At 69.4% G+C, this 21,749-nt stretch carries 25 protein-coding genes; 22 read left to right on the forward strand and 3 right to left on the reverse strand.

From position 1 onward, the window contains the following. Nucleotides 1-26 precede the first annotated feature (26 nt). The 18 genes from B0I28_RS14370 (at nt 27) to secG (ending at nt 16,750) form a co-directional block, all read left to right on the forward strand. Nucleotides 27-491: a hypothetical protein gene (locus B0I28_RS14370; RefSeq protein WP_146148102.1), complete on the forward strand. Its 465-nt coding sequence runs from the start codon at nt 27-29 to the stop codon at nt 489-491. Then, nucleotides 488-1,393, forward strand: a complete 906-nt coding sequence (locus tag B0I28_RS14375) for an HTTM domain-containing protein (RefSeq protein ID WP_106364534.1) — start codon at nt 488-490, stop codon at nt 1,391-1,393. The genes B0I28_RS14370 and B0I28_RS14375 overlap by 4 nt, the downstream gene beginning before the upstream one ends. 43 nt (nt 1,394-1,436) lie before the next feature. Further along, complete coding sequence (locus tag B0I28_RS14380; RefSeq protein ID WP_146148103.1) at nt 1,437-1,907, forward strand: hypothetical protein; 471 nt, start codon at nt 1,437-1,439, stop codon at nt 1,905-1,907. Beyond that, entirely contained in the window at nt 1,904-2,854 is a 951-nt protein-coding gene (locus B0I28_RS14385; RefSeq protein WP_106364536.1) for an MFS transporter permease, read from the forward strand. The genes B0I28_RS14380 and B0I28_RS14385 overlap by 4 nt, the downstream gene beginning before the upstream one ends. After that, nucleotides 2,805-3,803: an ABC transporter ATP-binding protein gene (locus tag B0I28_RS14390; protein ID WP_106364537.1), complete on the forward strand. Its 999-nt coding sequence runs from the start codon at nt 2,805-2,807 to the stop codon at nt 3,801-3,803. Before B0I28_RS14385 ends, B0I28_RS14390 begins: the two co-directional genes overlap by 50 nt. Next, nucleotides 3,800-4,597 carry an ABC transporter permease gene (locus B0I28_RS14395; protein ID WP_106364538.1) on the forward strand — a complete coding sequence of 266 codons (798 nt, stop codon included), beginning with the start codon at nt 3,800-3,802 and terminating at the stop codon, nt 4,595-4,597. The genes B0I28_RS14390 and B0I28_RS14395 overlap by 4 nt, the downstream gene beginning before the upstream one ends. Further along, a complete protein-coding gene (locus B0I28_RS14400; protein ID WP_106364539.1) occupies nt 4,590-5,399 on the forward strand; it encodes an ABC transporter permease in 810 nt (269 codons plus the stop codon). Before B0I28_RS14395 ends, B0I28_RS14400 begins: the two co-directional genes overlap by 8 nt. Before the next feature lie 3 nt (nt 5,400-5,402). Further along, on the forward strand, nt 5,403-6,191 hold the full coding sequence (locus tag B0I28_RS14405) for an ABC transporter permease (RefSeq protein ID WP_106364540.1): 789 nt from the start codon (nt 5,403-5,405) through the stop codon (nt 6,189-6,191). Then, nucleotides 6,181-6,987 carry an ABC transporter permease gene (locus B0I28_RS14410; protein ID WP_106364541.1) on the forward strand — a complete coding sequence of 269 codons (807 nt, stop codon included), beginning with the start codon at nt 6,181-6,183 and terminating at the stop codon, nt 6,985-6,987. The genes B0I28_RS14405 and B0I28_RS14410 overlap by 11 nt, the downstream gene beginning before the upstream one ends. A gap of 214 nt (nt 6,988-7,201) precedes the next feature. Then, the gene (locus tag B0I28_RS14415; RefSeq protein ID WP_245888979.1) at nt 7,202-8,128 is read left to right on the forward strand and encodes a serine protein kinase RIO; all 927 of its coding nucleotides are present in this window, start codon (nt 7,202-7,204) and stop codon (nt 8,126-8,128) included. A 37-nt stretch (nt 8,129-8,165) separates the two neighbouring features. Beyond that, nucleotides 8,166-10,052 carry an excinuclease ABC subunit UvrC gene (gene uvrC, locus B0I28_RS14420; protein WP_106364542.1) on the forward strand — a complete coding sequence of 629 codons (1,887 nt, stop codon included), beginning with the start codon at nt 8,166-8,168 and terminating at the stop codon, nt 10,050-10,052. Nucleotides 10,053-10,145: 93 nt separating this feature from the next. Next, entirely contained in the window at nt 10,146-11,084 is a 939-nt protein-coding gene (gene rapZ / locus B0I28_RS14425; protein ID WP_106364543.1) for an RNase adapter RapZ, read from the forward strand. A 6-nt stretch (nt 11,085-11,090) separates the two neighbouring features. After that, complete coding sequence (locus B0I28_RS14430) at nt 11,091-12,008, forward strand: gluconeogenesis factor YvcK family protein (RefSeq protein ID WP_106364544.1); 918 nt, start codon at nt 11,091-11,093, stop codon at nt 12,006-12,008. Between the two features lie 3 nt (nt 12,009-12,011). Further along, a complete protein-coding gene (gene whiA / locus B0I28_RS14435; protein WP_106364545.1) occupies nt 12,012-12,998 on the forward strand; it encodes a DNA-binding protein WhiA in 987 nt (328 codons plus the stop codon). Between the two features lie 283 nt (nt 12,999-13,281). Beyond that, entirely contained in the window at nt 13,282-14,277 is a 996-nt protein-coding gene (gene gap, locus B0I28_RS14440) for a type I glyceraldehyde-3-phosphate dehydrogenase (RefSeq protein WP_106364546.1), read from the forward strand. A gap of 7 nt (nt 14,278-14,284) precedes the next feature. After that, nucleotides 14,285-15,481 (forward strand): phosphoglycerate kinase, encoded by a 1,197-nt coding sequence (locus tag B0I28_RS14445; RefSeq protein WP_106364547.1) that lies wholly within the window; start codon nt 14,285-14,287, stop codon nt 15,479-15,481. Between the two features lie 2 nt (nt 15,482-15,483). Beyond that, nucleotides 15,484-16,269 carry a triose-phosphate isomerase gene (gene tpiA / locus B0I28_RS14450; RefSeq protein WP_106364548.1) on the forward strand — a complete coding sequence of 262 codons (786 nt, stop codon included), beginning with the start codon at nt 15,484-15,486 and terminating at the stop codon, nt 16,267-16,269. Nucleotides 16,270-16,504: 235 nt separating this feature from the next. Further along, nucleotides 16,505-16,750, forward strand: a complete 246-nt coding sequence (gene secG / locus B0I28_RS14455) for a preprotein translocase subunit SecG (protein WP_219926789.1) — start codon at nt 16,505-16,507, stop codon at nt 16,748-16,750. A 65-nt stretch (nt 16,751-16,815) separates the two neighbouring features. On the opposite strand, the gene B0I28_RS14460 is transcribed toward secG, so the two are convergent. Beyond that, nucleotides 16,816-17,145: a MerR family transcriptional regulator gene (locus B0I28_RS14460; RefSeq protein ID WP_219926766.1), complete on the reverse strand. Its 330-nt coding sequence runs from the start codon at nt 17,143-17,145 to the stop codon at nt 16,816-16,818. 130 nt (nt 17,146-17,275) lie between these two features. On the opposite strand from B0I28_RS14460, the gene B0I28_RS14465 reads away from it, so the two are divergent. Next, on the forward strand, nt 17,276-17,692 hold the full coding sequence (locus tag B0I28_RS14465) for an Hsp20/alpha crystallin family protein (protein WP_106364551.1): 417 nt from the start codon (nt 17,276-17,278) through the stop codon (nt 17,690-17,692). Nucleotides 17,693-17,770: 78 nt separating this feature from the next. Continuing rightward, nucleotides 17,771-18,013, forward strand: a complete 243-nt coding sequence (locus B0I28_RS14470; RefSeq protein ID WP_106364552.1) for a hypothetical protein — start codon at nt 17,771-17,773, stop codon at nt 18,011-18,013. 87 nt (nt 18,014-18,100) lie between these two features. On the opposite strand, the gene B0I28_RS14475 is transcribed toward B0I28_RS14470, so the two are convergent. Next, a complete protein-coding gene (locus tag B0I28_RS14475) occupies nt 18,101-19,108 on the reverse strand; it encodes an NADP-dependent oxidoreductase (RefSeq protein ID WP_106364553.1) in 1,008 nt (335 codons plus the stop codon). 18 nt (nt 19,109-19,126) lie between these two features. Further along, a complete protein-coding gene (locus B0I28_RS14480) occupies nt 19,127-20,503 on the reverse strand; it encodes an MFS transporter (RefSeq protein WP_106364554.1) in 1,377 nt (458 codons plus the stop codon). 88 nt (nt 20,504-20,591) lie between these two features. On the opposite strand from B0I28_RS14480, the gene B0I28_RS14485 reads away from it, so the two are divergent. Both B0I28_RS14485 and B0I28_RS14490 read left to right on the forward strand, forming a co-directional pair. Next, the gene (locus tag B0I28_RS14485; RefSeq protein ID WP_106364555.1) at nt 20,592-21,185 is read left to right on the forward strand and encodes a TetR/AcrR family transcriptional regulator; all 594 of its coding nucleotides are present in this window, start codon (nt 20,592-20,594) and stop codon (nt 21,183-21,185) included. Between the two features lie 186 nt (nt 21,186-21,371). Then, the gene (locus B0I28_RS14490) at nt 21,372-21,725 is read left to right on the forward strand and encodes an RNA polymerase-binding protein RbpA (protein ID WP_106364556.1); all 354 of its coding nucleotides are present in this window, start codon (nt 21,372-21,374) and stop codon (nt 21,723-21,725) included. The last annotated feature ends 24 nt before the right edge of the window (nt 21,726-21,749 follow it).

Consider the following 21,749-nt stretch of genomic DNA (forward strand, 5'->3'; position numbering starts at 1 on the left):
CGACGAGGCCGTGCCATACTTCCCCGATGTCCGCTGACCGCACCGAACGCCCTTTGACGCGCGCCGGCCGGACCGTCCGGGTCGGCGCCGCCCTCGCGATGGTCCTGGCGCTCATGGCGACCTCCGTGTGGGGCGAGGACGACTTCTTCCCGTTCGCGCCCTTCAAGATGTACTCCCGCGCCCACGACACCGACGGCTGGGCCGACTCCACCAACGTGTTCCTGGAGAACGCCGAGGGCGAGCGGATCGCCATCAGCGACAACGACACCGGCTTCCGCCGGGCCGAGCTCGAAGGGCAGCTCACCCGCTTCCGCGAGGACCCGGACCTGCTCGCCTACATCGCCGAGGCGTACGAGGCCGCGCACCCCGACGAGCCCGAGATCGTCGCCGCCGAGATCATCACGAAACGGTACGAGCTGGTCGACGGCGCGCGCACCGGCGAGGAGACCGAAGAGGTCGTCGCCGCCTGGACCGAGGAGGGGACCGCGTGAGCGTCCGCAGCGCCGTGAACGGCTTCTTCTTCGAGCCCGTGCCGCTGGGCCGGGTCGCCGCGATGCGGTTCCTCGCCGGGCTCTACGTGTGGATCGAGTGGTGGGCGTACATGCCCTTCATCTTCGGGCACCGCTTCGTCCCCGGCGAGCTGTACCAGCCGCTGTTCGTCGGCCGCGTGCTGCCGCTGCCCACCCCCACGTACTGGCTCGTCACCGGCACGCTCATCGTGATGCTCGCGGCGGCCGTCCCGATGATGTTCGGCTACCGGCCCAAGCTGTTCGGGTGGATCCTGTTCGCCGCGTACTTCGAGTGGATGGTCATCGCCAACTCCTACGGCAAAGTGGATCACGCCAGCTTCGGGTTCATGACTCTGCTCCTGGTGCTCTGCCTCATGCCGTCGCACGCGAAGTGGGGCGACCGGGAGCACCTCTCCGAGCGCGCCGGGTGGGGCTTCAAGCTCGTCCAGATCGCCGTGGTCCTCACGTACTTCCTGTCCGCGTGGGCGAAGTTCCGCTACGGCGGCTTCGACTGGGCCAACTCCGGGGTGTTCACGTGGGCGATCATCCGCCGCGGCACGGTCTTCTCGGACTGGATGCTCGACTTCCCGTGGCTGCTGCACGTCGCCCAGTGGGGCATGATCGCGTTCGAGCTGCTCACCCCGGTCGTCCTGTTCGTGTACAAGTGGAAGCGGGTCCAGTACGCGATCGTCGCGTTCTTCTACTGCTTCCACCTCACCGTGTTCCTCGCGATCGGCATCAGCTTCCTGCCGCACCTGGTCGCCATGGCCTGCTTCCTGCCGCTGGAGCGCATCGACCCGAAGGCGATCCTCCGCCGCCTCAAGGACCGCCGCCGCGCCGAACCGCCGAAGGCCCGCGAGCCCGAACCCCAGTTCGACGCCTGACGCGGGTCCGCCCCTCGTGGCGGGCCCGTGCCATACTCTTGCCGTGTCCCCTTACCTACCCCGTATCTCCAGGGTCCGGCCCAAGGGACGCGTCCTGCGCGTCTCGATCACCATGGTCGTCCTCGCGCTCGTCACCGCCACCACCTTCTGGGGCGGCGACGACTACTTCCCGTTCGCGCCCTTCAAGATGTACTCCGGCTCGATGTCGCTCGACGGCTGGGCCGGATCGACCCGCGTCGAGGCCGTGAACGAAGAGGGCGAGCGGTTCAAGCTCACCGAGGCCGTCACCGGGTTCCGCCGCGCCGAACTCGAAGGCCAGAAGAGCCGCTTCATCGAGGACCCCGCGCTCCTCGAATACATCGCGCAGGCGTACGAGAACGCCAACCCCGACAAGCCCGAGATCGTCACCGTCGAGATCATCGAGCGCCGCTACGAGCTCAAAGACGGCCACCAGACCGGCGAGGTCCTCGAAGTCGTCGAGGCCGCCTACACCCGGGACGGAGCCGACGCGTGACCCAGCTCCCCTTGCAGCAGAAGGCCGTCGGCTGGTTCTTCCAGCCCGTCGCCCTCGGCCGCGTCGCCGCCATGCGGTTCCTCGCCGGCGCCTTCATCTGGGTCGACTGGTGGTGGTACATGCCGTGGATCCTCGGCCACCGCCACGTCCCCGGCGAGCTCTACCAGCCGCTGTTCATCGCCCGCGTCCTGCCGGTCTTCCCCGTCCCGAACTACTGGATCGTCGTCGGCACCCTCGTGGTCCTCCTCGCGGCCACCGTCCCCATGATGTTCGGCTGGCGGCCGCGCCTGTTCGGCTGGATCGTCGCCGCCGCGTACTTCGAGTGGATGATCATCGCGATGTCCTACGGGAAGGTCGACCACGGCAAGTTCGCGTTCCTGCTGCTCCTGTTCCTCCTGCCCACCATGCCGAAAGCGAAGTGGGGCGACCGGGAGCACCTCGCCGAGCACGTCGGCTGGGGCTTCAACCTCGTGCAGATCGGCGTCATCTGCACCTACTTCTTCGCCGCCTGGGCCAAGTTCCGCTACGGCGGCTTCGAATGGGTCAACTCCGCGACCATGACCTGGGCGATCATCCGCCGCGGCACCGAGTTCTCCACCTGGATGCTCGACTACCCGTGGATGCTCCGCGCCGTCCAGTGGGGCATGGTGAGCTTCGAGCTGCTGACGCCGATCATCATGTTCATTGCCGCCAAACGCCTCAAGTACGCGGCGGTCGCGTTCCTGTACTGCTTCCACGTCTCCGTGTACCTCGCCGTCGGCATCAGCTTCCTGCCCCATATGGTCGCCATGGCCTGCTTCCTGCCCCTGGAGCGCGTTTCGCCCCGTGACCTGGTTCGCAGACTGAAGCGCGGGAAACGAGTTGAGGAAAGCGCTCCAATTTCCATACCGTTGAACAATGCCGATTCTCGAAGCCCGCAACCTCACGAAGACCTTCCGGCGACCTGACAAGGCCTCCGGCTTCAAGGGCGCGGTCAAGCACCTCGCCCAGCGCAAGTACAAGAACTACACCGCGGTCGACGGCATCGACCTGTCGATCGAGCCGGGCGAATCGGTCGCGTACGTCGGACCCAACGGCGCGGGCAAGTCCACCACCGTCAAGCTCCTCACCGGTATCCTGCGCCCCTCCGAGGGCACCGTCCGGGTGATGGGCCGCGACCCGCACACCGAGCGCATCGCCAACGCGCACGACATCGGCGTGCTCTTCGGCCAGCGCACCCAGCTGTGGTGGGACCTGCCCGTCGAGGAGTCCCTGAAGCTCCTCAAGCACATGTACGGCGTCTCCGACGCGGACTACAAGGCCCGCATCGCGCGCTTCGACGAGCTGCTGGACCTCGGCGAGTTCATGCCCGCGCTGGCGCGCACGCTCTCACTGGGGCAGCGGATGCGCGCGGACCTGGCGTGCGCGCTCATCCACGCGCCCAAGATGGTCTACCTCGACGAGCCGACGATCGGCCTGGACATCTCCGTGAAGGACCGCCTGCGGGCGTTCCTGCGCGAGCTCGTGGACGACGGCACGACGCTGCTCCTGACGAGCCACGACCTCGCCGACATCGAGGAGGTCTGCGAGCGGATCGTCGTCATCGACAAGGGCGCGGTCGCCTACGACGGCCCGATCACGCAGCTCAAGGCCCACTACATCACCACCAAGGCCGTGAAGCTGTTCCTGGAGGAGGCCGCGGATGTGCCTGCGCTGGAACTGAAGTACCCGCAGTACGAGTGGGCCGCGGGCGAGGCCCCCAGCGAAGTCGTGGTGACCTACGAGTCCGCGCGCTTCACCACTGCGGAGGTCCTCGGCGGGCTCACCGCCGAACTCTCGCCGCGCGACCTGTCCCTCTCGGAACCATCCATCGAGGACGTCATCCGCCGCCTCTACGCGGGAGAACTCACCAAGTGAGCAGTGCCTTCGCGGTCGACCGCGCGTTCGCGGTCATCGCGTTCAAGCGCCGCCTGGCCTACAAGACCCAGTGGCTCGTGGGCCTCGTCCTCGGCGGCGGCGCCATGCTCGTCTCGATGGCGATGTGGCGCGAGCTCCTCTCCGGCGGCGCGCTCTCGGGCTACGACTGGGACGCCATGCGCGCCTACGTCATCATCGGGTTCATCACCGCGACCATGGTCTTCGGCGCGGCCGACTGGCAGATCGCCGACCGCATCCTCGACGGCCACGTCGCGATCGACCTGACCAAGCCGGTGGACTTCCAGCGGGCCCGCGCGGCCGAGTACATCGGATCGATGTGCTCGACGGTCCCCACCGTGGTCTTCGGCGTGGCCGGGGCCTGGCTGCTGTTCGACCCGCCCGGCCCCGTCTCCGTCACGGCCGGGATCCTCACCGCCGTCAGCCTCCTCCTGGTGTTCCCGCTCGCATTCGGCATCACGTACCTGACGGTCCTGGTGTGCTTCTGGACCAAGCGGTACCTGGGGGTCATGTGGCTGCGCGAGGCCCTCCTCGGCTTCTTCTCAGGGATGATGATCCCCTTGGCGTTCATGCCCTCCTGGCTCCAGGCCATCGCCTGGGCCCTGCCGTTCCCGCACTTCACGACCACGCCGTCGGCGATCTACCTCGGCCACGTCGACACCGCCGGCGCCCTCGGGCTCCTCGCGGCGGAGGCGGCCTGGGCCGCCGGGATGTGGTTCGGGGCGCGGCTCATCTTCAACCAGGCGGTCAAGAAGGTGACGGTGCACGGTGGCTGACACGACGACCCATCCGGTGCGCCACGCTGGCGGCGTCTACGGCCGCTCGATCGTCGCCCAGATCCGCGCCATCACCGAGTACCCGGCCGACTTCTGGGTCATGGCCTCGGCGGGCGTGATGTGGAACGTGCTCCAGTTCGCGTTCCTCACCGTCCTGTTCGCCGCCGTCCCCGACGTCGCGGGCTGGCGGTACCACGAGATGCTCATGCTCTCCGGGCTCCTCACCGTGGCCGCGGGCTCGACCGCGCTGCTGTGCGACGGCATCTGGAGCACCGGCACGTACGTCCTCAAGGGCGAGATCGACTACCGCATCACCCGCCCCGCGCCGGTCGTCGTCCAGGTCGCGAGCTCCCACATCGGCATGCAGGGCTTCGGCGAGGTCGCGTTCGGGCTCGTCATGGCCGTCTACGGGTGGATCGGCGCGGGCATGGGCCTCGCCGCCGTCCCTGCGGGCGTCCTCGGCCTGGCGTGCGCGATCGTCATCGAATGCGCGCTCATCACGATGCTGTGCGCGGTGAACTTCTGGATCAAGGGCACCAACTCGGTCTTCGCGTTCGTGATGCTCGACCTCCAGCACAACGCGATGACACTGCCGCTCGCGCTGTTCCCCGCCGCGGTGAAGCTCGTGACCATGTTCGTGCTGCCCGTCGCGTTCGTCAACTTCGTGCCCGTCGCGGTCCTTACCGGCCACCTCGGCCCCTGGTGGCTCGTCGGCCCGCCCCTGGCCGCCGCCGCGTCGGTCCTCGCGGCGGTCGGCGTGTACCGCCTCGGGCTGCGCTCCTACGACTCGTCTGGACACTGACACATGGCAAGCGTCGACGTCGCGCTCGCGACGATCTCCTTCAAGCGCAAGATCGCCTACAAGTCCACGTGGATCTTCTCGGTGGTCTTCGGCGGCTGGTCGCTCCTGGCCGGCCTCGCCGTGTGGAACCACCTCATCGGCGACGGCGAGATGGGCGGCTACGACTGGCAGGCGATGAAGGCGTACCTCATCATCGGCTTCCTCACCTCGACCCTCGCGTGGGCCGGCTCCGACTGGGAGATGGCGAACCGCATCCTCGACGGACTCGTGGCCGTCGACCTGACGAAGCCGGTGGACTTCCAGCGCGCCCGCGCGGGGGAGTACATCGGCGGGATGCTCGCCTCGGTCCCCGCCGCGCTCATCGGCACCGCCGCCGCAGTCGTGCTGTTCCGGCCCGCCGGGCCCGTCTCGCCGCTCGCCGCGGCCCTGACGGCGGTGAGCCTCCTGCTCATCTTCCCGCTCGCGTTCGGCATCTCGTACCTGTCGATCCTGACCTGCTTCGTGACACAGCGGTACCTGGGCATCCAGTGGGCCCGCGACACGATGCTCGCGTTCTTCTCGGGGATGATGGTGCCGCTCGCGCTCATGCCCGGGTGGCTCCAAGGGGTCGCCTGGTCCCTCCCGTTCGTCCACTTCACCACCACGCCCGCCTCGATCTACCTCGGCCGCGTCGGCACCGCGGGCGCGCTCGGGCTCCTCGCCGCCCAGGCGGCCTGGGCCGTCGGCCTGTGGGTCCTCGGCAGGCTCATCTGGTCCCAGCTCGTGAAGAAGGTGACCGTCCATGGCGGCTGAACTCTCCGGGCCCCGGCACGCGTTCGGGGTCTACCGCCGCTCGATCGGCGCCTACCTGCGCTCGATCGGCGAGTACCCGGCCGACTTCTGGGTCATGGCCGTCGCGGGCACGTTCTGGCAGATCATGCTGTTCGCGTTCCTGACGATCCTGTTCGGGAACGTGAACACCATCGACGGCTGGGGCTACCACGAGATGCTCGTCCTCGCCGGGTTCCTCGCCACCTCCTGGTCCTCCACGGCCCTGTTCTGGGACGGCATCTGGGACACCGGGAAGATGGTGGTCGAAGGCGACATCGACTACCGCATCACCCGGCCCGCGCCCGTCATCGTCCAGGTCGGCTCCAAGCACGTCGGCATGCAGGTCTTCGGCGAGGCCACCCTCGGCGTCGTCATGCTCGCCATCGGCTGGACCGGCGCGGGCCTCGGCTGGTCCGCCGTCCCCGTCGGCCTGCTCCTCATGGTGTGCGCCATCGTGATCCAGGCCTCCCTGCTGACGCTCGGGAACGCCGCGAACTTCTGGATGAAGGGCCGCTCCCCGGTCATCGCGTTCATGGTCACCGAACTCCAGAACGAGGCCATGCGCTTCCCGCTGACGATCTTCCCCGCCGCGGTCCGCCTCGTCCTCACCTTCGGCCTCCCGCTCGCGTTCGCCAGCTTCATCCCCGCGCAGATCCTCACCGGCCGGCTCGACCCGTGGTGGATCGCCACCGCCCCGGTCGCCGCGGGCATATCCGCCGCCGTCGCCGTCTGGGTCTTCCGCATGGGCCTGCGCGCCTACGACTCCGCAGGCCACTAGGACCGCAAATAAAAGACTTGCGCGCCCCGGGCGCGATCCGCTAACCTGGCATCCGTTGCCCGGAGGCGGATCGCCCCGGGGCTCGTGAGGAATGGAGGTGTTACTGATGGCTGTCGTTGTCTACGCCCACGCCATGAATCCCAGTTCACCTCCCGTCGCCGCCTCCTAATCTTCTCTTCGCGGCGGACGGACTTCCTCACAGGAGCCATTCACCTTGCCTCGCAAGCAGCAATTCTCTGACTCTTTCCAGTCCACCAAGCGCCGCGACCGCGGGTCCCGCGAAGTCTTCTCCGATGAGGAGCGCGAACGCTACGAGTCGATGCGCACCGTCTTCGACGAGATCCCGAACGACGACCGCCCCCCGGCCGGGGACCGATGGTCGATCTGGTGGGACTCCGAGCCGCTCCAGCGCGGCCCCGAGCCCCTGCCGGACTGGGTCATCACCGACCACGGGGCCGTCGACTACGAGCTCGGCGTCCTCAAGACCGGCAAGGAAGCGGACGTGTTCCTCGTCGAACGCGCACTCCCCGGCACCGACCGGGCCGTGATCCTCGCCTCCAAGCGCTACCGCAGCGCCGAGCACACCCAGTTCAACCGGGCCGGCGACTACACCGTCGGGCGCGCCGCCAAGCGCTCCCGCGACAACCGCGCCATGGCCAAGCGCACCACGTTCGGCCTCGAACAGGCCGCGGGCCGCTGGGCCGCGGCCGAGTTCGACGCGCTCAAGCGCCTCTACCAGGTCGGGGTCCCCGTGCCCTACCCCGTGCAGGTCCACGGCACCGAGGTCCTCATGGAGTTCATCGGGCACGGCCGCACCGCCGCGCCCCGGCTCGCCGAGACCCGGCCCGAGCCGGACGAGGCCGAGAGCCTGTGGGAGCAGGCCGCCGAAGCCCTGCGCCGCATGACCGAGCTCGGCTTCGCCCACGGCGACCTCTCGCCGTACAACACGGTGGTCCACGAGGGCCGCCTCATCGTCCTCGACCTCCCGCAGGTCGTCGACATCTACGCGAACCCGCTCGGGATGGACTTCCTGAGCCGGGACGTCGAGAACCTCGGCTCCTGGTTCGCGAACCGCGGGATCGACCGCGCGCTGGTCGACGACCTCCACGCGGAGGTCCTGGCGCTGGCGGCCAGGCCGTAACGGCGGTGGTGTCGGGGGCGGGATATAGCCTTGTGTTGTGGCAGTTGATTACCGTCCCGCCCCCGGCACGATCCCCACGCAGCCGGGCGTCTACCGGTTCCGGGACCGCGACCGGCGCGTGATCTACGTCGGCAAGGCGAAGAACCTCAGGAACCGCCTGAACTCGTACTTCGCCGACGAGACCCGCCTGCACGAGCGCACCCGCCGCATGGTGACCACCGCGCGGAGCGTCGAGTGGACCGTGGTCGCCACCGAGGTCGAGGCACTCCAGCTGGAGTGGACCTGGATCAAGGAGTACGACCCGCGCTTCAACGTCATGTTCAAGGACGACAAGTCCTACCCGTGGCTCGCCGTGACCGTGGGGGAGGAGTTCCCGCGCGCCCAGGTCATGCGCGGCAACCGCCGCAAAGGGGTGCGCTACTTCGGGCCGTTCGGGTCCGCGTGGGCCATCCGCCAGACCCTCGACCTGCTCACCCGGGTCTTCCCGATCCGCACGTGCTCCGACACGGAGTTCAAGCGCTGCAACCGGATCAACCGCCCGAACCTTCTCGCCGACATCGGCAAGTGCTCCGCGCCGTGCGTCGGCCGCATCTCCGCCGAGGACTACCGCGAACTCGTGAACGGCTTCTGCGCGTTCATGTCCGGCGAGACCGCGCCCGTGCGCCGCCGCCTCCTCGCCGAGATGCAGGAGGCCTCCGAGGCCCTCGAATTCGAGCGGGCCGCGCGCCTGCGCGACGACCTCGCCGCCCTCGACAAGGTCCTGGAGCAGCAGGTCGTGGTCCTCGCCGAGGACGTCGACTGCGACGTCATGGCCGTCGCCGACGACGAGCTCGAAGCGGCCGTCCAGGTCTTCCATGTGCGCAAGGGCCGCATCAGGGGCCAGCGCGGCTGGGTCATCGACAAGGCCGAGCCGGTGGACCTGGCCGGGATCGTCGAGCGGTTCTGCCTCCAGTTCTACGGCGAGCAGAACGAGGTCGTGCCCAAGGAGGTCCTGGTCCCGGCCCTGCCGAACGACCACGAGGCCCTCGCTGAGCTCCTGTCGGAGCGCCGCGGCGCGAAGGTCGACCTGCGCGTGCCGCGCCGCGGCGACAAGCGGGCCCTCGCCGAGACCGTGGAGAAGAACGCGCTGGAGAACCTCCAGCGGCACAAGCTCAAGCGCGCCGGTGACCTGACGTCGCGCTCGAAGGCCCTCGAAGAGCTGGCCGACGCCCTGGACCTGCCGGAGGCGCCGCTGCGCATCGAGTGCTACGACGTGTCGCAGTCCCAGGGCGAGGACGTCGTGGCGTCGATGGTCGTGTTCGAGGACGGCCTGCCGCGCAAGAGCGAGTACCGGCGCTTCGTCATCAAGGGCGAGCGCAAGGACGACCTCGCGTCGCTCCAGGAGACGCTGCGCCGCCGCCTCTCCAAGCTCGGGGACCAGCCCGCCGGATCGCCTGTCGAGGACGGCGACGAGGAGCCCAAGCGCGGCTTCCACTACCCGCCGCAGCTGCTCGTCGTCGACGGCGGCCAGCCGCAGGTCGCCGCCGCCGACCAGGTGTTCCAGGAGCTGGGGATCGACACGATCAACCTCGCGGGGCTCGCCAAGCGCCTGGAGGAGATCTGGCTGCCCGGCGAGGAGTTCCCGGTGATCCTCTCGCGCACCTCCGAGGCCCTGTACCTGATGCAGCGCGTCCGCGACGAGGCCCACCGCTTCGCGATCTCCCTGCACCGCACCAGGAGGCGCAAGAAGATGACGGCCTCCGCACTCGACTCGGTGCCGGGCCTGGGGGAGTCGAAGAAGAAGGCGCTCCTGAAGCAGTTCGGGTCCGTGAAGCGCATCCGCGAGGCCGAACTGTCCGATTTGGAGGCTGTGCCCGGTATCGGGCCGAAACTGGCGGAGGCTTTGCAGACACATCTGCGTAATCCCGACGACAACGGCTCTTGAGACGGCTCTGGTAGCTATACGCTTGTCAATTCGGCCGCAGGGCCGGGGCCGTGTCAGCACGGCGGTTGGAACGAACTCGGGGATACTTGACTTATGGGTGTGGCAGCAGTGCATGCGGGTTCGAGCGACCGCAGCGAATTGGACCTCGTCATCGTCACCGGCATCTCCGGCGGCGGACGCTCGACAGTGGCCCGCGCACTGGAGAACGTCGGCTACTACGTCATCGACAACCTCCCGGAGTCGCTCGTCGGCCAGGCCGCCGAGCTGGCCGCCGCGGGCGGCGAGGAGGTCCGCCGGACCGCGATGGTCCTCGACGTGCGCTCGCGCGCGTTCATGACCGACCTCGTGGGCGTCATCGAGGACCTCCGCAAGGGCGGCTTCAAGCCGCACCTGGTGTTCGTCGACGCCGACGACGACGTCATCATCCGCCGCTTCGAGAAGGTCCGCCGGGCCCACCCGCTCCAGGGGGACGGGATGCTCGCAGACGGCATCGCCGCCGAGCGGCGCCTCCTGGAGCCGGCCCGCGGCTCCGCGGACACCCTGTTCGACACGACGCACCTGAACGAGAACCAGCTGCGCGCCCGCGTCGAGGACGCGTTCCTCGCCCCGTCGTCGCCGCGCCTCCAGTTCACCTGCATGTCGTTCGGGTTCAAGTACGGCATCCCCCGCGACGCCGATTACGTCGCTGACGTACGATTCCTTCCCAACCCGTACTGGGTCCCGGCCCTGCGCGAGCACACCGGCACCGACCCCGACGTCTCCGAGTACGTGCTCGGCCAGGACGGCGCCGAGGAGTTCGTCGAGTCGTACACGGCGCTCCTGCTCGGCACCACCCAGGGCTTCGAGCGGGAAGGCAAGCGGTACATGACGATCGCCATCGGATGCACCGGCGGCAAGCACCGCAGCGTCGCCATCTCCGAGGAGATCGCCAAGCGCCTGAACGCGGCCGGGTTCCCCGCGAACACCCACCACCGGGACCGCGGGAACGAGTTACTCCGTCACCGCACCACCGACACCCCCGATCCGAGGTAACCGCTGATGCAGAAAGTGGTCGCGTTCGGCGGCGGGCGGGGCCTGTCGGCCTCGCTGCGCGCGCTTTCGAGGCTCGACGTCGAGCTCACGGCCGTCGTCACCGTGGCCGACGACGGCGGCTCCTCCGGGGACATACGCGCGACCAGGCCCGTCCTGCCGCCCGGGGACCTGCGCAAGGCCCTCGTCGCGACCGCCGACCCGTCCCGCGCGGAGGCCGCGGAGCTGTTCTCGCACCGCTTCGGTGGTGACGACTTCCTCGCCGGGCACCCGGTCGGCAACATCGTGCTGCTGTCGCTGCTCGAACGGCACGCCAACCCCGTCGACGCCGTCGCCGCCGCGGGCCGCATCGTCGGCTCCCGCGCCCGCGTCCTGCCCATGTCGTGCACGCCGCTCGACATCGAGGCGGACCTCGCCGAAGGCGCCGGGACCCGCACGATCGTCGGCCAGCACGACGTCGCGGTCGCCGACGGCCAGGTCGCGGACGTGCGCCTCCTGCCCGCCGACGCCCCCGCCTGCCCCGAGGCCCTCGAAGCGGTCGCCGAGGCCGACTGGCACGTCTTCGGGCCCGGTTCCTGGTACACCTCCGTGATCCCGCACCTGCTCCTGCCCTCGCTGCGCGAGGCCATCGCCGCCTCCAAGGCCCGCAAGATCGTGGTGCTCAACCTCTCCGAAGAGAAGGAGACCGACGGCCTGACGCTCGCCGGGCACGTCGACACGCTGCGGCGATACGCTGAAGGTGTCCGGTTTCACTACGTCGTGTCAGGCGACGCCCGAACCCTCGACGATCCCGGATCGTTGAACAGTGCGGCACAATCGTTGGAGGCCCGGTTGGTCGCGGCGGACCTCGCCGCCGACGGCGTCACGCACGACGTCGGATCCCTGGCCGCCGTATTGGGAAACCTGCTGGTCGAAGATGGTGGTTAACGAATGGCGATGACCGCGGAGGTCAAGGACGAGCTCAGTCGCATCGAGGTCGCGAAGTCCTGCTGCCAGCGCGCCGAACTCGGCGCGCTCTTCCGGTTCGCCGGGGGCCTCCACCTCGTCGGACAGGGCAACGTGGTCGTCGAGGCCGAGGTCGACGCCGGGAACGTCGCCCGCCGCGCCAAGCGGATGATCGACAAGCTCTACAACTACGAGTCCGAGATCCACGTCCTCGTCGCCGCGGGCCTGCGCCGCAACAACCACTACCTGCTGCGCGTCATGGCCGACGGCCAGGCCTTCTCCAAGCAGATCGGCCTCACCGACCAGCGCGGCTACCCCGTCCGGGGCCTGCCCAACCACGTCGTCGGCGCCTACCCGTGCTGCGCCGAGGCCGCCTGGCGGGGCGCGTTCCTCGCCCGCGGCTCGCTCACCGAGCCCGGCCGGTCCTCCTCGCTCGAAGTGACCTGCCCCGGCCCCGAGTCCGCGCTCGCGCTCGTCGGCGCGGCCCGCCGCCTCGGCATCGCCGCGAAGTCCCGCGACGTGCGCGGCGTCGACCGCGTCGTCATCCGCGACGGCGACGCCATCGGCGAGCTGCTCACCCGCCTCGGCGCCCACGCCTCCGTCCTCACCTGGGAGGAGCGCCGCGTCCGCCGCGAGGTCCGCGCCACCGCCAACCGGCTCGCGAACTTCGACGACGCGAACCTGCGCCGCTCCGCGCGCGCCGCCGTCGCCGCCGCCGCGAAGGTCACCCGGGCCCTCGAAGTGCTCGCCGACGACGTCCCCGAGCACCTCGCGTCCGCGGGCCGCCTGCGCCTCGAACACCGCCAGGCCTCCCTCGAAGAGCTCGGCGCGCTCGCCGACCCGCCCCTTACCAAGGACGCCATCGCGGGCCGGATCCGGCGCCTCATCAACATGGCGACGAAACGCGCCCAGGAGACCGGCGTCCCCGGGCCCGACGACGTAGTCGCCGAAGAGGAAATGCTGGTCGCATAGGGCGGCTTCGCCCCGATTCGCGACGCATGGCGTACCCGCCTCGACCGCCTGCTCACGGGTTAGGCTTAACCGCGATGTCACACCCCCGTCCCGGGTGTGACATGATCGGGGGAACCCGCCGCGGAAGGTCTGCGAACCGGAGCGGTTAGGGTCAAGGAGTGCTCGGCGACGTGGCCGAACAGCGATCTGTTCCACCGTCGCTCTTCGGCTGAACGGATCGCGTGCGAGACCGCCTCCGGTCTCATTCAGATATCCGATCCTGTTCTAGCGAGGAGATGGGCACGTGACCATCCGCGTTGGCGTCAACGGCTTCGGCCGCATTGGGCGCAACTTCTTCCGGGCGGTTCTCGCCTCCGGTGCCGACATCGAGATCGTCGCCTTCAACGACCTGGGCGACGCCGAGACCATCGGCAACCTGCTGAAGTACGACTCGATCCTGGGTCGCCTCCCCTACGAGGTCAAGGTCGGCGCTGGCGAGCTGACCGTCAACGGCAAGACCATCAAGGCGTTCGCCGAGCGCGACCCCGCCAACATCGCGTGGGACGAGGTCGGCGCCGAGGTCGTCATCGAGTCGACCGGCTTCTTCACCGACGGCACCAAGGCCGCCGCCCACCTGGGCGGCTCGGTCAAGAAGGTCATCATCTCCGCCCCGGCGAAGAACGAGGACCTGACCGTGGTCATGGGCGTCAACCACGACAAGTACGACGCCGAGAACCACCACATCATCTCGAACGCGTCCTGCACCACCAACTGCCTCGCCCCGATGGCGAAGGTCCTGAACGAGTCCGTGGGCATCGAGAAGGGTCTGATGACCACGATCCACGCCTACACCCAGGACCAGAACCTCCAGGACGGCCCGCACAAGGACCCGCGCCGCGCCCGCGCCGCCGCCCTGAACGTCGTGCCCACCACGACCGGCGCCGCCAAGGCCGTCGGCCTGGTGCTGCCCGAGCTCAACGGCAAGCTCGACGGCTACTCGCTGCGCGTCCCGGTCCCGACCGGCTCCATCACCGACCTCACCTTCGAGGCCTCCAAGGCCACCACGAAGGAGGAAGTGAACGCCGCGCTCAAGGCCGCCGCCGAGGGCCCGCTCAAGGGCATCCTGTACTACACCGAGGACCCGATCGTCTCCAAGGACATCGAGACCGACCCGCACTCCTGCATCATCGACGGCCTCCTGACCAAGGTCATCGACAACCAGGTCAAGGTCTTCGGCTGGTACGACAACGAGTGGGGCTTCTCGAACCGCCTCGTCGACCTGGTCAAGCTGGTCGGCTAGCAGTCTGATGAAGACGCTCGACGAACTCCTCCAGGAGGGCGTCAACGGTCGGCGCGTACTCGTACGCGCCGACCTCAACGTGCCTCTGGACGGGAAGACCATCACCGACGACGGCCGCATCCGCGCCGTCGCGCCCACGATCAAGGCGCTCGCCGAAGCCGGCGCCCGCGTCGTGGTCTGCTCGCACCTGGGCCGCCCGAAGGGCGCCCCGGACCCCGCCTTCTCGCTGGCCCCCGTGGCCAAGCGCCTCGGCGAGGTCCTCGGTCGCGAGGTCGCCTTCGCGGCCGACACGGTCGGCACCGACGCCGAGGCCAAGGCCGTCGCCCAGGGCGACGGCGACGTCCTCCTGCTGGAGAACCTGCGCTTCAACAAGGGCGAGACCAGCAAGGACGACACCGAGCGGGCCGAGTTCGCCGGCCAGCTCTCCGCGTTCGGCGACCTGTACGTGGACGACGCGTTCGGCGCGGTCCACCGCAAGCACGCCTCCGTGTACGACGTCGCGAAGCTCCTCCCGCACTACGCGGGCTGGCTCATCGCCAAAGAGGTCGAGGTCCTCTCGAAGCTCACCGGCAAGCCCGAGCAGCCGTACGTCGTCATCCTCGGCGGCGCGAAGGTCTCCGACAAGCTCGCGGTCATCGACAACCTGCTCGACAAGGTCGACACGCTCATCGTCGGCGGCGGCATGATGTTCACGTTCCTCGCGGCCAAGGGCCACGAGGTCGGCTCGTCGCTGCTGGAGAAGGACCAGATCGAGACCTGCAAGACCTACCTGGAGCGCGCCGCCGAACTCGGCGTCGAACTGCTGCTGCCGGTCGACACGACCACCGCGGCCGAGTTCGCCGCCGACGCTGAGCCGCTCACGGTGGCCGTCGACGCGATCCCGGCCGAGCGCATGGGCCTCGACATCGGCCCCGAGTCCGCGAAGCTGTTCGCCGAGCGGATCGCCGGAGCGAAGACCGTGTTCTGGAACGGCCCCATGGGCGTCTTCGAGTTCCCCGACTACGCCGCGGGCACGAAGACCGTCGCCCAGGCGCTGGTGGACTCCGAGGCGTTCAGCGTGGTCGGCGGCGGCGACTCCGCCGCGGCGGTCCGCACCCTCGGCCTGCCCGAGGACGGCTTCGGCCACATCTCGACCGGCGGCGGCGCGTCCCTCGAATACCTTGAGGGCAAGACGCTCCCCGGCCTGGACGCACTGGAGAAGTGAACATGACTGAGACCCGCAAGCCGCTCATCGCCGGCAACTGGAAGATGAACCTCAACCACCTCGAAGCGATCGCGCTGGTGCAGAAGCTGGCCTTCAGCCTCACCCGCGAGCAGCTCGAAGCGGTCGAGACCGTCGTCCTCCCGCCGTTCGTCGACATCCGCAGCGTGCAGACGCTGGTCGACGGCGACAAGCTGACCATCGGCTTCGGCGCGCAGGACCTGTCGGCGCACCCGTCGGGCGCGTACACCGGCGAGATCGCCGGCTCGATGCTCGCGAAGCTGGGCTGCTCGTACGTGGCCGTGGGCCACTCCGAGCGCCGCCAGTACCACGAGGAGTCCGACGAGCTGGTGGCCGCGAAGGTCCGCCAGGCGCTCAACAACGGCATCAGCCCGATCCTCTGCGTCGGCGAGGCCCTGGACGTCCGCGAGGCGGGGAACCACGTCCCGCACACGGTCAGCCAGCTCATCGCCGCCGTCGACGGGCTCACCGAGGAAGAGCTCGCCAAGGTCGTCGTCGCGTACGAGCCGGTCTGGGCCATCGGGACGGGCCGCACGGCCACCCCCGAAGACGCCCAGGAGGTCATCGGTGCCCTGCGCTCGGCCCTGGCCGAGAAGTTCGGCGCCGTGGCCGAGCGGGTCCGCATCCTCTACGGCGGCTCGGTGAAGTCCTCCAACGTCGCCCAGATCATGGGCAAGGCCGACATCGACGGCGCCCTCGTGGGCGGCGCTTCGCTCGACGCTGAGGAGTTCGCCAAGATCGTCCGCTTCCCGGAGCACGCGGGAGCGTAAGAAAGTTTCGCCCGCAGTGCCCGAGCTGAGCACTGCGGGACGCAGACAGGGCCGCCGTACAACGACGTACGGCGGCTCCTTGCATATCGAATGTCCCTACCCAGCGACCTATGTACGGCGTTGTCGCTACCCAGGGACACCGCATTCGGCGATAAACCGCTGCTCCGCTAGACTCGTGCGTGGCCCAAGCCCCAAACCGGGCCAGATTTGCTGAGAGGACACCCGATCACTGATGATGACGGTTCTGACTTGGGCCCTGCTGGTCATCCTGCTGCTGTCCAGCGCGATTCTTATCCTGATGGTGCTGCTGCACAAGGGTAAGGGCGGCGGTCTGTCGAGCATGTTCGGCGGCGGCATGTCATCGGTGGCGGCGGGCTCCTCCGTTGCGGAGAAGAACCTGACCCGGATCACCATCGGTGTGGGCATCATCTGGTTCGCCTGCATCATCGCCTTCGGGCTCCTGCTCCGCACGCTCGTGTAGAGCCCCAAAGACTTCGAAGGAGGGCCCCGACCGCACCGCGGTCGGGGCCCTCCTTCGTGCCGCGTTCAGGAGCCCTCGTAGCGCTCCAGGCGCTTGCGCACGTCGCCGAGCTCGGAGTGCAGGCGCTGGTTCTCGACCTCCATCTCCAGGACCAGCTTGATCCCGGCGAGGTTGAGCCCTCCGGCGAGCAGTTCGCCGATCCGCTGGATGCGGCCGAGGTCGTCGTCGCTGTAGCGGCGCGTGCCGCCGGCGGTGCGGCTCGGCTCGATGAGGCCGCGGGCCTCGTAGACGCGCAGCGTCTGCGGCGCGAGGTTCATCAGCTCGGCCGCCACCGAGATGCCGTACACCGCGTGGTCGGACGCGTGTCGGTCGAGAGGCCGCGAATCCGGTGCCACATTTCCTCCTGCTGCCTGTGCTCCTGACGAATCCAGTTTATCTCTCTCCGACGGCTTGACGAAATCTCAAACGCGCGCTATAAATTTTGTGTCGTTACGTTCTCAGGTCTCATCCAGGAGGTGACCTTCGATGCTGATGCGTACGGACCCGTTCCGAGAGCTCGACCGTCTCGCGCAGCAGTTCCTGTCCCGCAACGATTCCCAGCTCATGATGCCGATGGACGCGTGGAAGGAGGAGCATTCCTTCACCGTCGAGCTGGACCTGCCCGGCGTCCGGGAGGCCGACATCGACCTTGAGGTCGAGCGGAACGTCCTCACCGTCCGGGCCGAGCGCCGCGCGGCCGACGCGGGCGACCGCGAGGTGATCCACTCCGAGCGTCCGACCGGCGTGTTCATGCGGCAGATCTTCCTCAGCGACGCCCTCGACACCGAGCACGTCGAGGCGTCCTTCCGGGACGGCGTGCTCACGCTGCGGATCCCGGTGGCGGAAGAGGCCAAACCGCGCAAGGTGCTGATCGGCACCGGCAAGCGCGAGATCGAGCAGTAGCCGCGCCCGCCGCGGCATCTGGAGATCCGGGGCGCCCCGGGCCACGGCCGGACGCGCCCCGGTTTGGAGGCATATGACATGAGCGGAGCCTGTCACGACCGCCTTGACGGCGGTGTCGAGTACGAGCTGTCCTGCGACGGGTGCGGAGCCCTGTTCCGCTGCGGCGACGACTCGTACTTCAGTTGGCCGGTGCTGTGCTCGGCCGCCGAAGCGGAGGGCTGGGGCGTCGCCCCCGACCTCGGCGGCGAGCACCGGTGCGGCGAGTGCGTCATCTCCCCTGAGCGCCGACCGGGCGCTCAAGACCGCCTCGTTCCCGCCTGATCCGGCCGCACGGCCTCCGCCCGGTGCTCGGGGTGTCCCTGGGCGGAGGCCGACGCTTTCCGCTGGGCGGCAGCGGGACCGGGGTGCTCATCCCTCTAGGCGCACGATGACCTTGCCCGAGGTCGGCGCGCCGCTTCGCAGCATGCCGAGGAACGCCTCGGGGACGCTCTCGATGCCCTCGAATACCGATTCGCGGTACGACAGCCGCCCGTCGTGCAGCCAGCCGCCGACCTCCTCGCGGAACTGCGCGAGCTGGTCGTAGTGGTCGCTGACGATGAAACCGCGCGCGGTGGCGCGCTGCTTGGTCAGCTCGAACAGGTTCGTGATCCCGTAGGGCTCACGGCCGTCGTACTGGCTTGCCATGCCGCACAAGGCGATCCGGGCCCCGAGCCGCAACCGCCCGAGGGCGGCCTCCAGTTGCGGGCCGCCGACGTTGTCGAAGACCATGTCGAGGCCGTCGGGTGCGAGCCGCGACAGCTCCTCCGCGGGATCGGTGCCGCGGTAGTCGAACGCGGCGTCGTAGCCGAGCTCGTCCACCAGGTATTCGACCTTGGCTCCGGAGGCGCTGCCGATGACGCGCGCGGCCCCGCGGAGCCGCGCGATCTGCCCGGCCAGGCCCCCGACGGCCCCGGCCGCGCCCGTCACGAACACCGTGTCGCCCTCGCGGACCGGCGCGATCTCCGTGGTGCCCAGCCAGGCGGTGAACCCGGTGGTGCCGAGCGGGCCCAGGAACGTCTCGGGCTCGTGCCCGTCGAGCGATACGGGGGAGACCGCCGCCGCGTCGAGCACCGACACTTCGCGCAGGCCCGCGAAGTGCTCCACGACCTGGCCCGGCTTGAAGCCGTCGGCGCGGGACTCGGTCACCACGCCGACCGCGGCGCCCTCCAGGGGACTGTGCAGCTCGAACGGGGCGATGTAGGAGGGCTTGTCGTCCATGCGTCCTCGCATGTACGGGTCCACGGACAGGCGGGTGTTGCGCACGACCACCTGCCCGGGGCCGGGTCGGGGGACGGTCACCTCGACGAGGGCGAAGTCCTCGGCGGTCGCGGCCCCTTGCGGGCGGCGGGCGAGCTGCCATTGCCTTGCGGTCTGCATGCGTCTACCTTCTCTCATCTACTTGCGGGGCGTCAGGAGTGCGGCGATCACGGCGCCGACGGCCGCGGCGACTGCGATCACGATGAAGCCGTTGGTGAACCCGTCGAGCGAGTTTCCCGCGATGGCGGCGGCTGCGGCGCTGGAGACGATCGCGACGCCCAAGGAGGCGCCGAACTCGTGGAAGGTGCTCACCAGGCCCGAGGCGATCCCGGACTCGTGGGGGGCGACCTGGCCGAGGGCGGTCGCAGAGGCGACCACGTACAGGGCGCCCGTTCCGGCGCCCGCCACGGCCACGCCGATCGTCGCCGCGACCGGGTTGAGCCACAGCGCCGGAACGGCCAGGCCCGCTGCCGCGACGACGAGGCCCGCGACCGCGAGCGGGCGGGATCCGAGCTTCGCGATCGTGCGGCCGGTGAGGTTGGCACCCACCATGGTCGCGAGGGCGACGGGCAGGAACTGGAGGCCGGTGCGCAGGGCGCCGTAGCCGAGGGCGTGCTGGAAGTAGAAGGTGCCCAGGAAGAACACGGCGATCATGAGGACCGTCGCCATGAGGATGAGGAACGTCCCGGTGGCGACCGGCCGCCGGAGCAGCAGCGCGAGGTCCATCAGCGGCGCGCTCGACTTGCGCTGCCACAGTGCGAACAGCGCGTAGCCCGCGACGGCCGCAAGGACCAGCCAGCCGGTGGCGGGGGAGAGCCATCCGGCGTCGCCCGCGTTGATGAGCGCGTAGATCAGGGCGCCGGAGGACGCGGTGACCAGGAGCGCGCCGAGGACGTCGAGCCGGGCGCCGTACGGGGCGGGGCCCTGTGCGGGGACCATGGCGGCCAAGGCGACGAGCACGACCAGGCCGATCGGCACGTTGACGAAGAAGACCCAGGGCCAGCCGGGTCCGGCGGTGAGGACGCCGCCGAGGAGCAGGCCGAGGGCCGCGCCGCCGCCGCCGAGGGCGGACCAGACGCCGAGAGCCTTGTTCCGCTCGTCGCCTTCGAAGAGCCGCACCACGAGCGAGAGCGCCGCGGGCGACAGGAGCGCCGCGCCCACGCCTTGGGCCACGCGCCCGCCGAGGAGCATCGCCGAGGTTTCGGCGAGGCCGGTGACCAGCGACGCCGCGGTGAAGACCACGAGTCCGGCGATGACGACGCGCTTGGCGCCGACGAGGTCGGCGAGCCGGCCGCCGAGGAGCATGAGGCCGCCGAAGGCGAGCGTGTAGGCGCTGACGGTCCAGGTGAGGGCCTGGCGGCTCATGTCGAGCTGGGTATCGATGTGCGGCAAGGCGATCGCGACGACGGTGACGTCGAGGATGAGCATGAGCTGCGCGATGCCGAGGAACGCGAGGATCCGCCATCGCGCGGGGTGGCGGTGCTCCTGTTCGGGCGTGGTCTGGTCGGTGTCCATTGACGGGTCTCCGTTAAATCGTATGAGGAAGTACGAGTTACAACCGGGAGCTTATCTCGTATATTCCCGTACGAGATAGGCTGGTGCCATGACGAGCACCCGCCCGCGCCGCAGGGCCGACGCCGAACGCAGCATCGCCCGCATCACCGCCGCCGCCCGCGACCTGCTCAGCCGCGACCCCGACGCGACCATCGACGCCATCGCCGAAGCCGCGGGCGTCGGGCGCATGACCCTCTACGGCCACTTCAAGACCCGCGCCGACCTCGTCGAGGCCGCACTCGTCGCGGTCCTCGAAGCGGGCGAGGCGACCCTCTCCGCGGTGGACCTGAGCGGCGACGCCCGCGACGCGCTCAGCAGGCTCCTCGCCTCAAGCTGGGAGCTCGTCGCCGAATCGGCCGCCCTGCTCGCCTCCGCCCAAGGCGTCCTCCCGGCCGGGCGCATCCGCGAACTCCACGGCGGCGCCGGTGACCGCGTCGCCGAACTCGTGCGCCGCGGCCGCGATCAAGGCGTGTTCCGGACCGACCTGCCCGTCGACTGGCTCGTGAACGTCGTCCAGTACGTGCTCCACGGCGCCGCCGAAGAGCATCGCGGGGGCCGCATCGCGACCGCCGACGCCGCCCGCATCGTCGACGCGACGGTGCAATCGGTGCTCGCCGCGCCGTCGCACAACCCCCATACATGACATCTTGCCACTGTGTGGGTTACGTCATAGAATTGCTCAGGGCGGTGCCCCAGCCGCTCCGGCCGGTGACTCCACGGCCACGCCCTCGGGGAGTCACGGTCTTCCTCCCGCTGACGCTCCGCAACCGTGGTCGCGCCCGGTCTACATCCACAGTAGATCCCCTGTCTGTGAGGAGCGATCACACATATGTCCAACGGACACGCCATCCGCGGCACCCGCATCGGCGCCATCCCCGGTCTCCACACCGAGCGCGGCGAGCCGGTGCCCCGGCAGAACATCAAGTACTGGTGCGCCAAAGGACACGAGACCGTACTGCAATTCGCACTGTACGTGGAAGTACCGCAGGAATGGGACTGCACCTGCTGCGGCTGGCCCGCCGGCCCCGACCAGGACAATCCCCCGGAACAGCGAACCGTCAAGCCGTACAAGACCCATCTGAACTACGTACGCGAGCGCCGCAGCGAAGAGGAGGCCGAAGACCTCCTCGCCGAAGCGCTCGCCGCCAGGGCCGCCGCCCGCGGCGAACGATCCCTCTTCTGAACCACCCCGCACCAGACCGCCCGT

Source organism: Glycomyces artemisiae (genome assembly GCF_003002955.1).
Classification (GTDB): Bacteria; Actinomycetota; Actinomycetes; order Mycobacteriales; family Micromonosporaceae; genus Glycomyces; species Glycomyces artemisiae.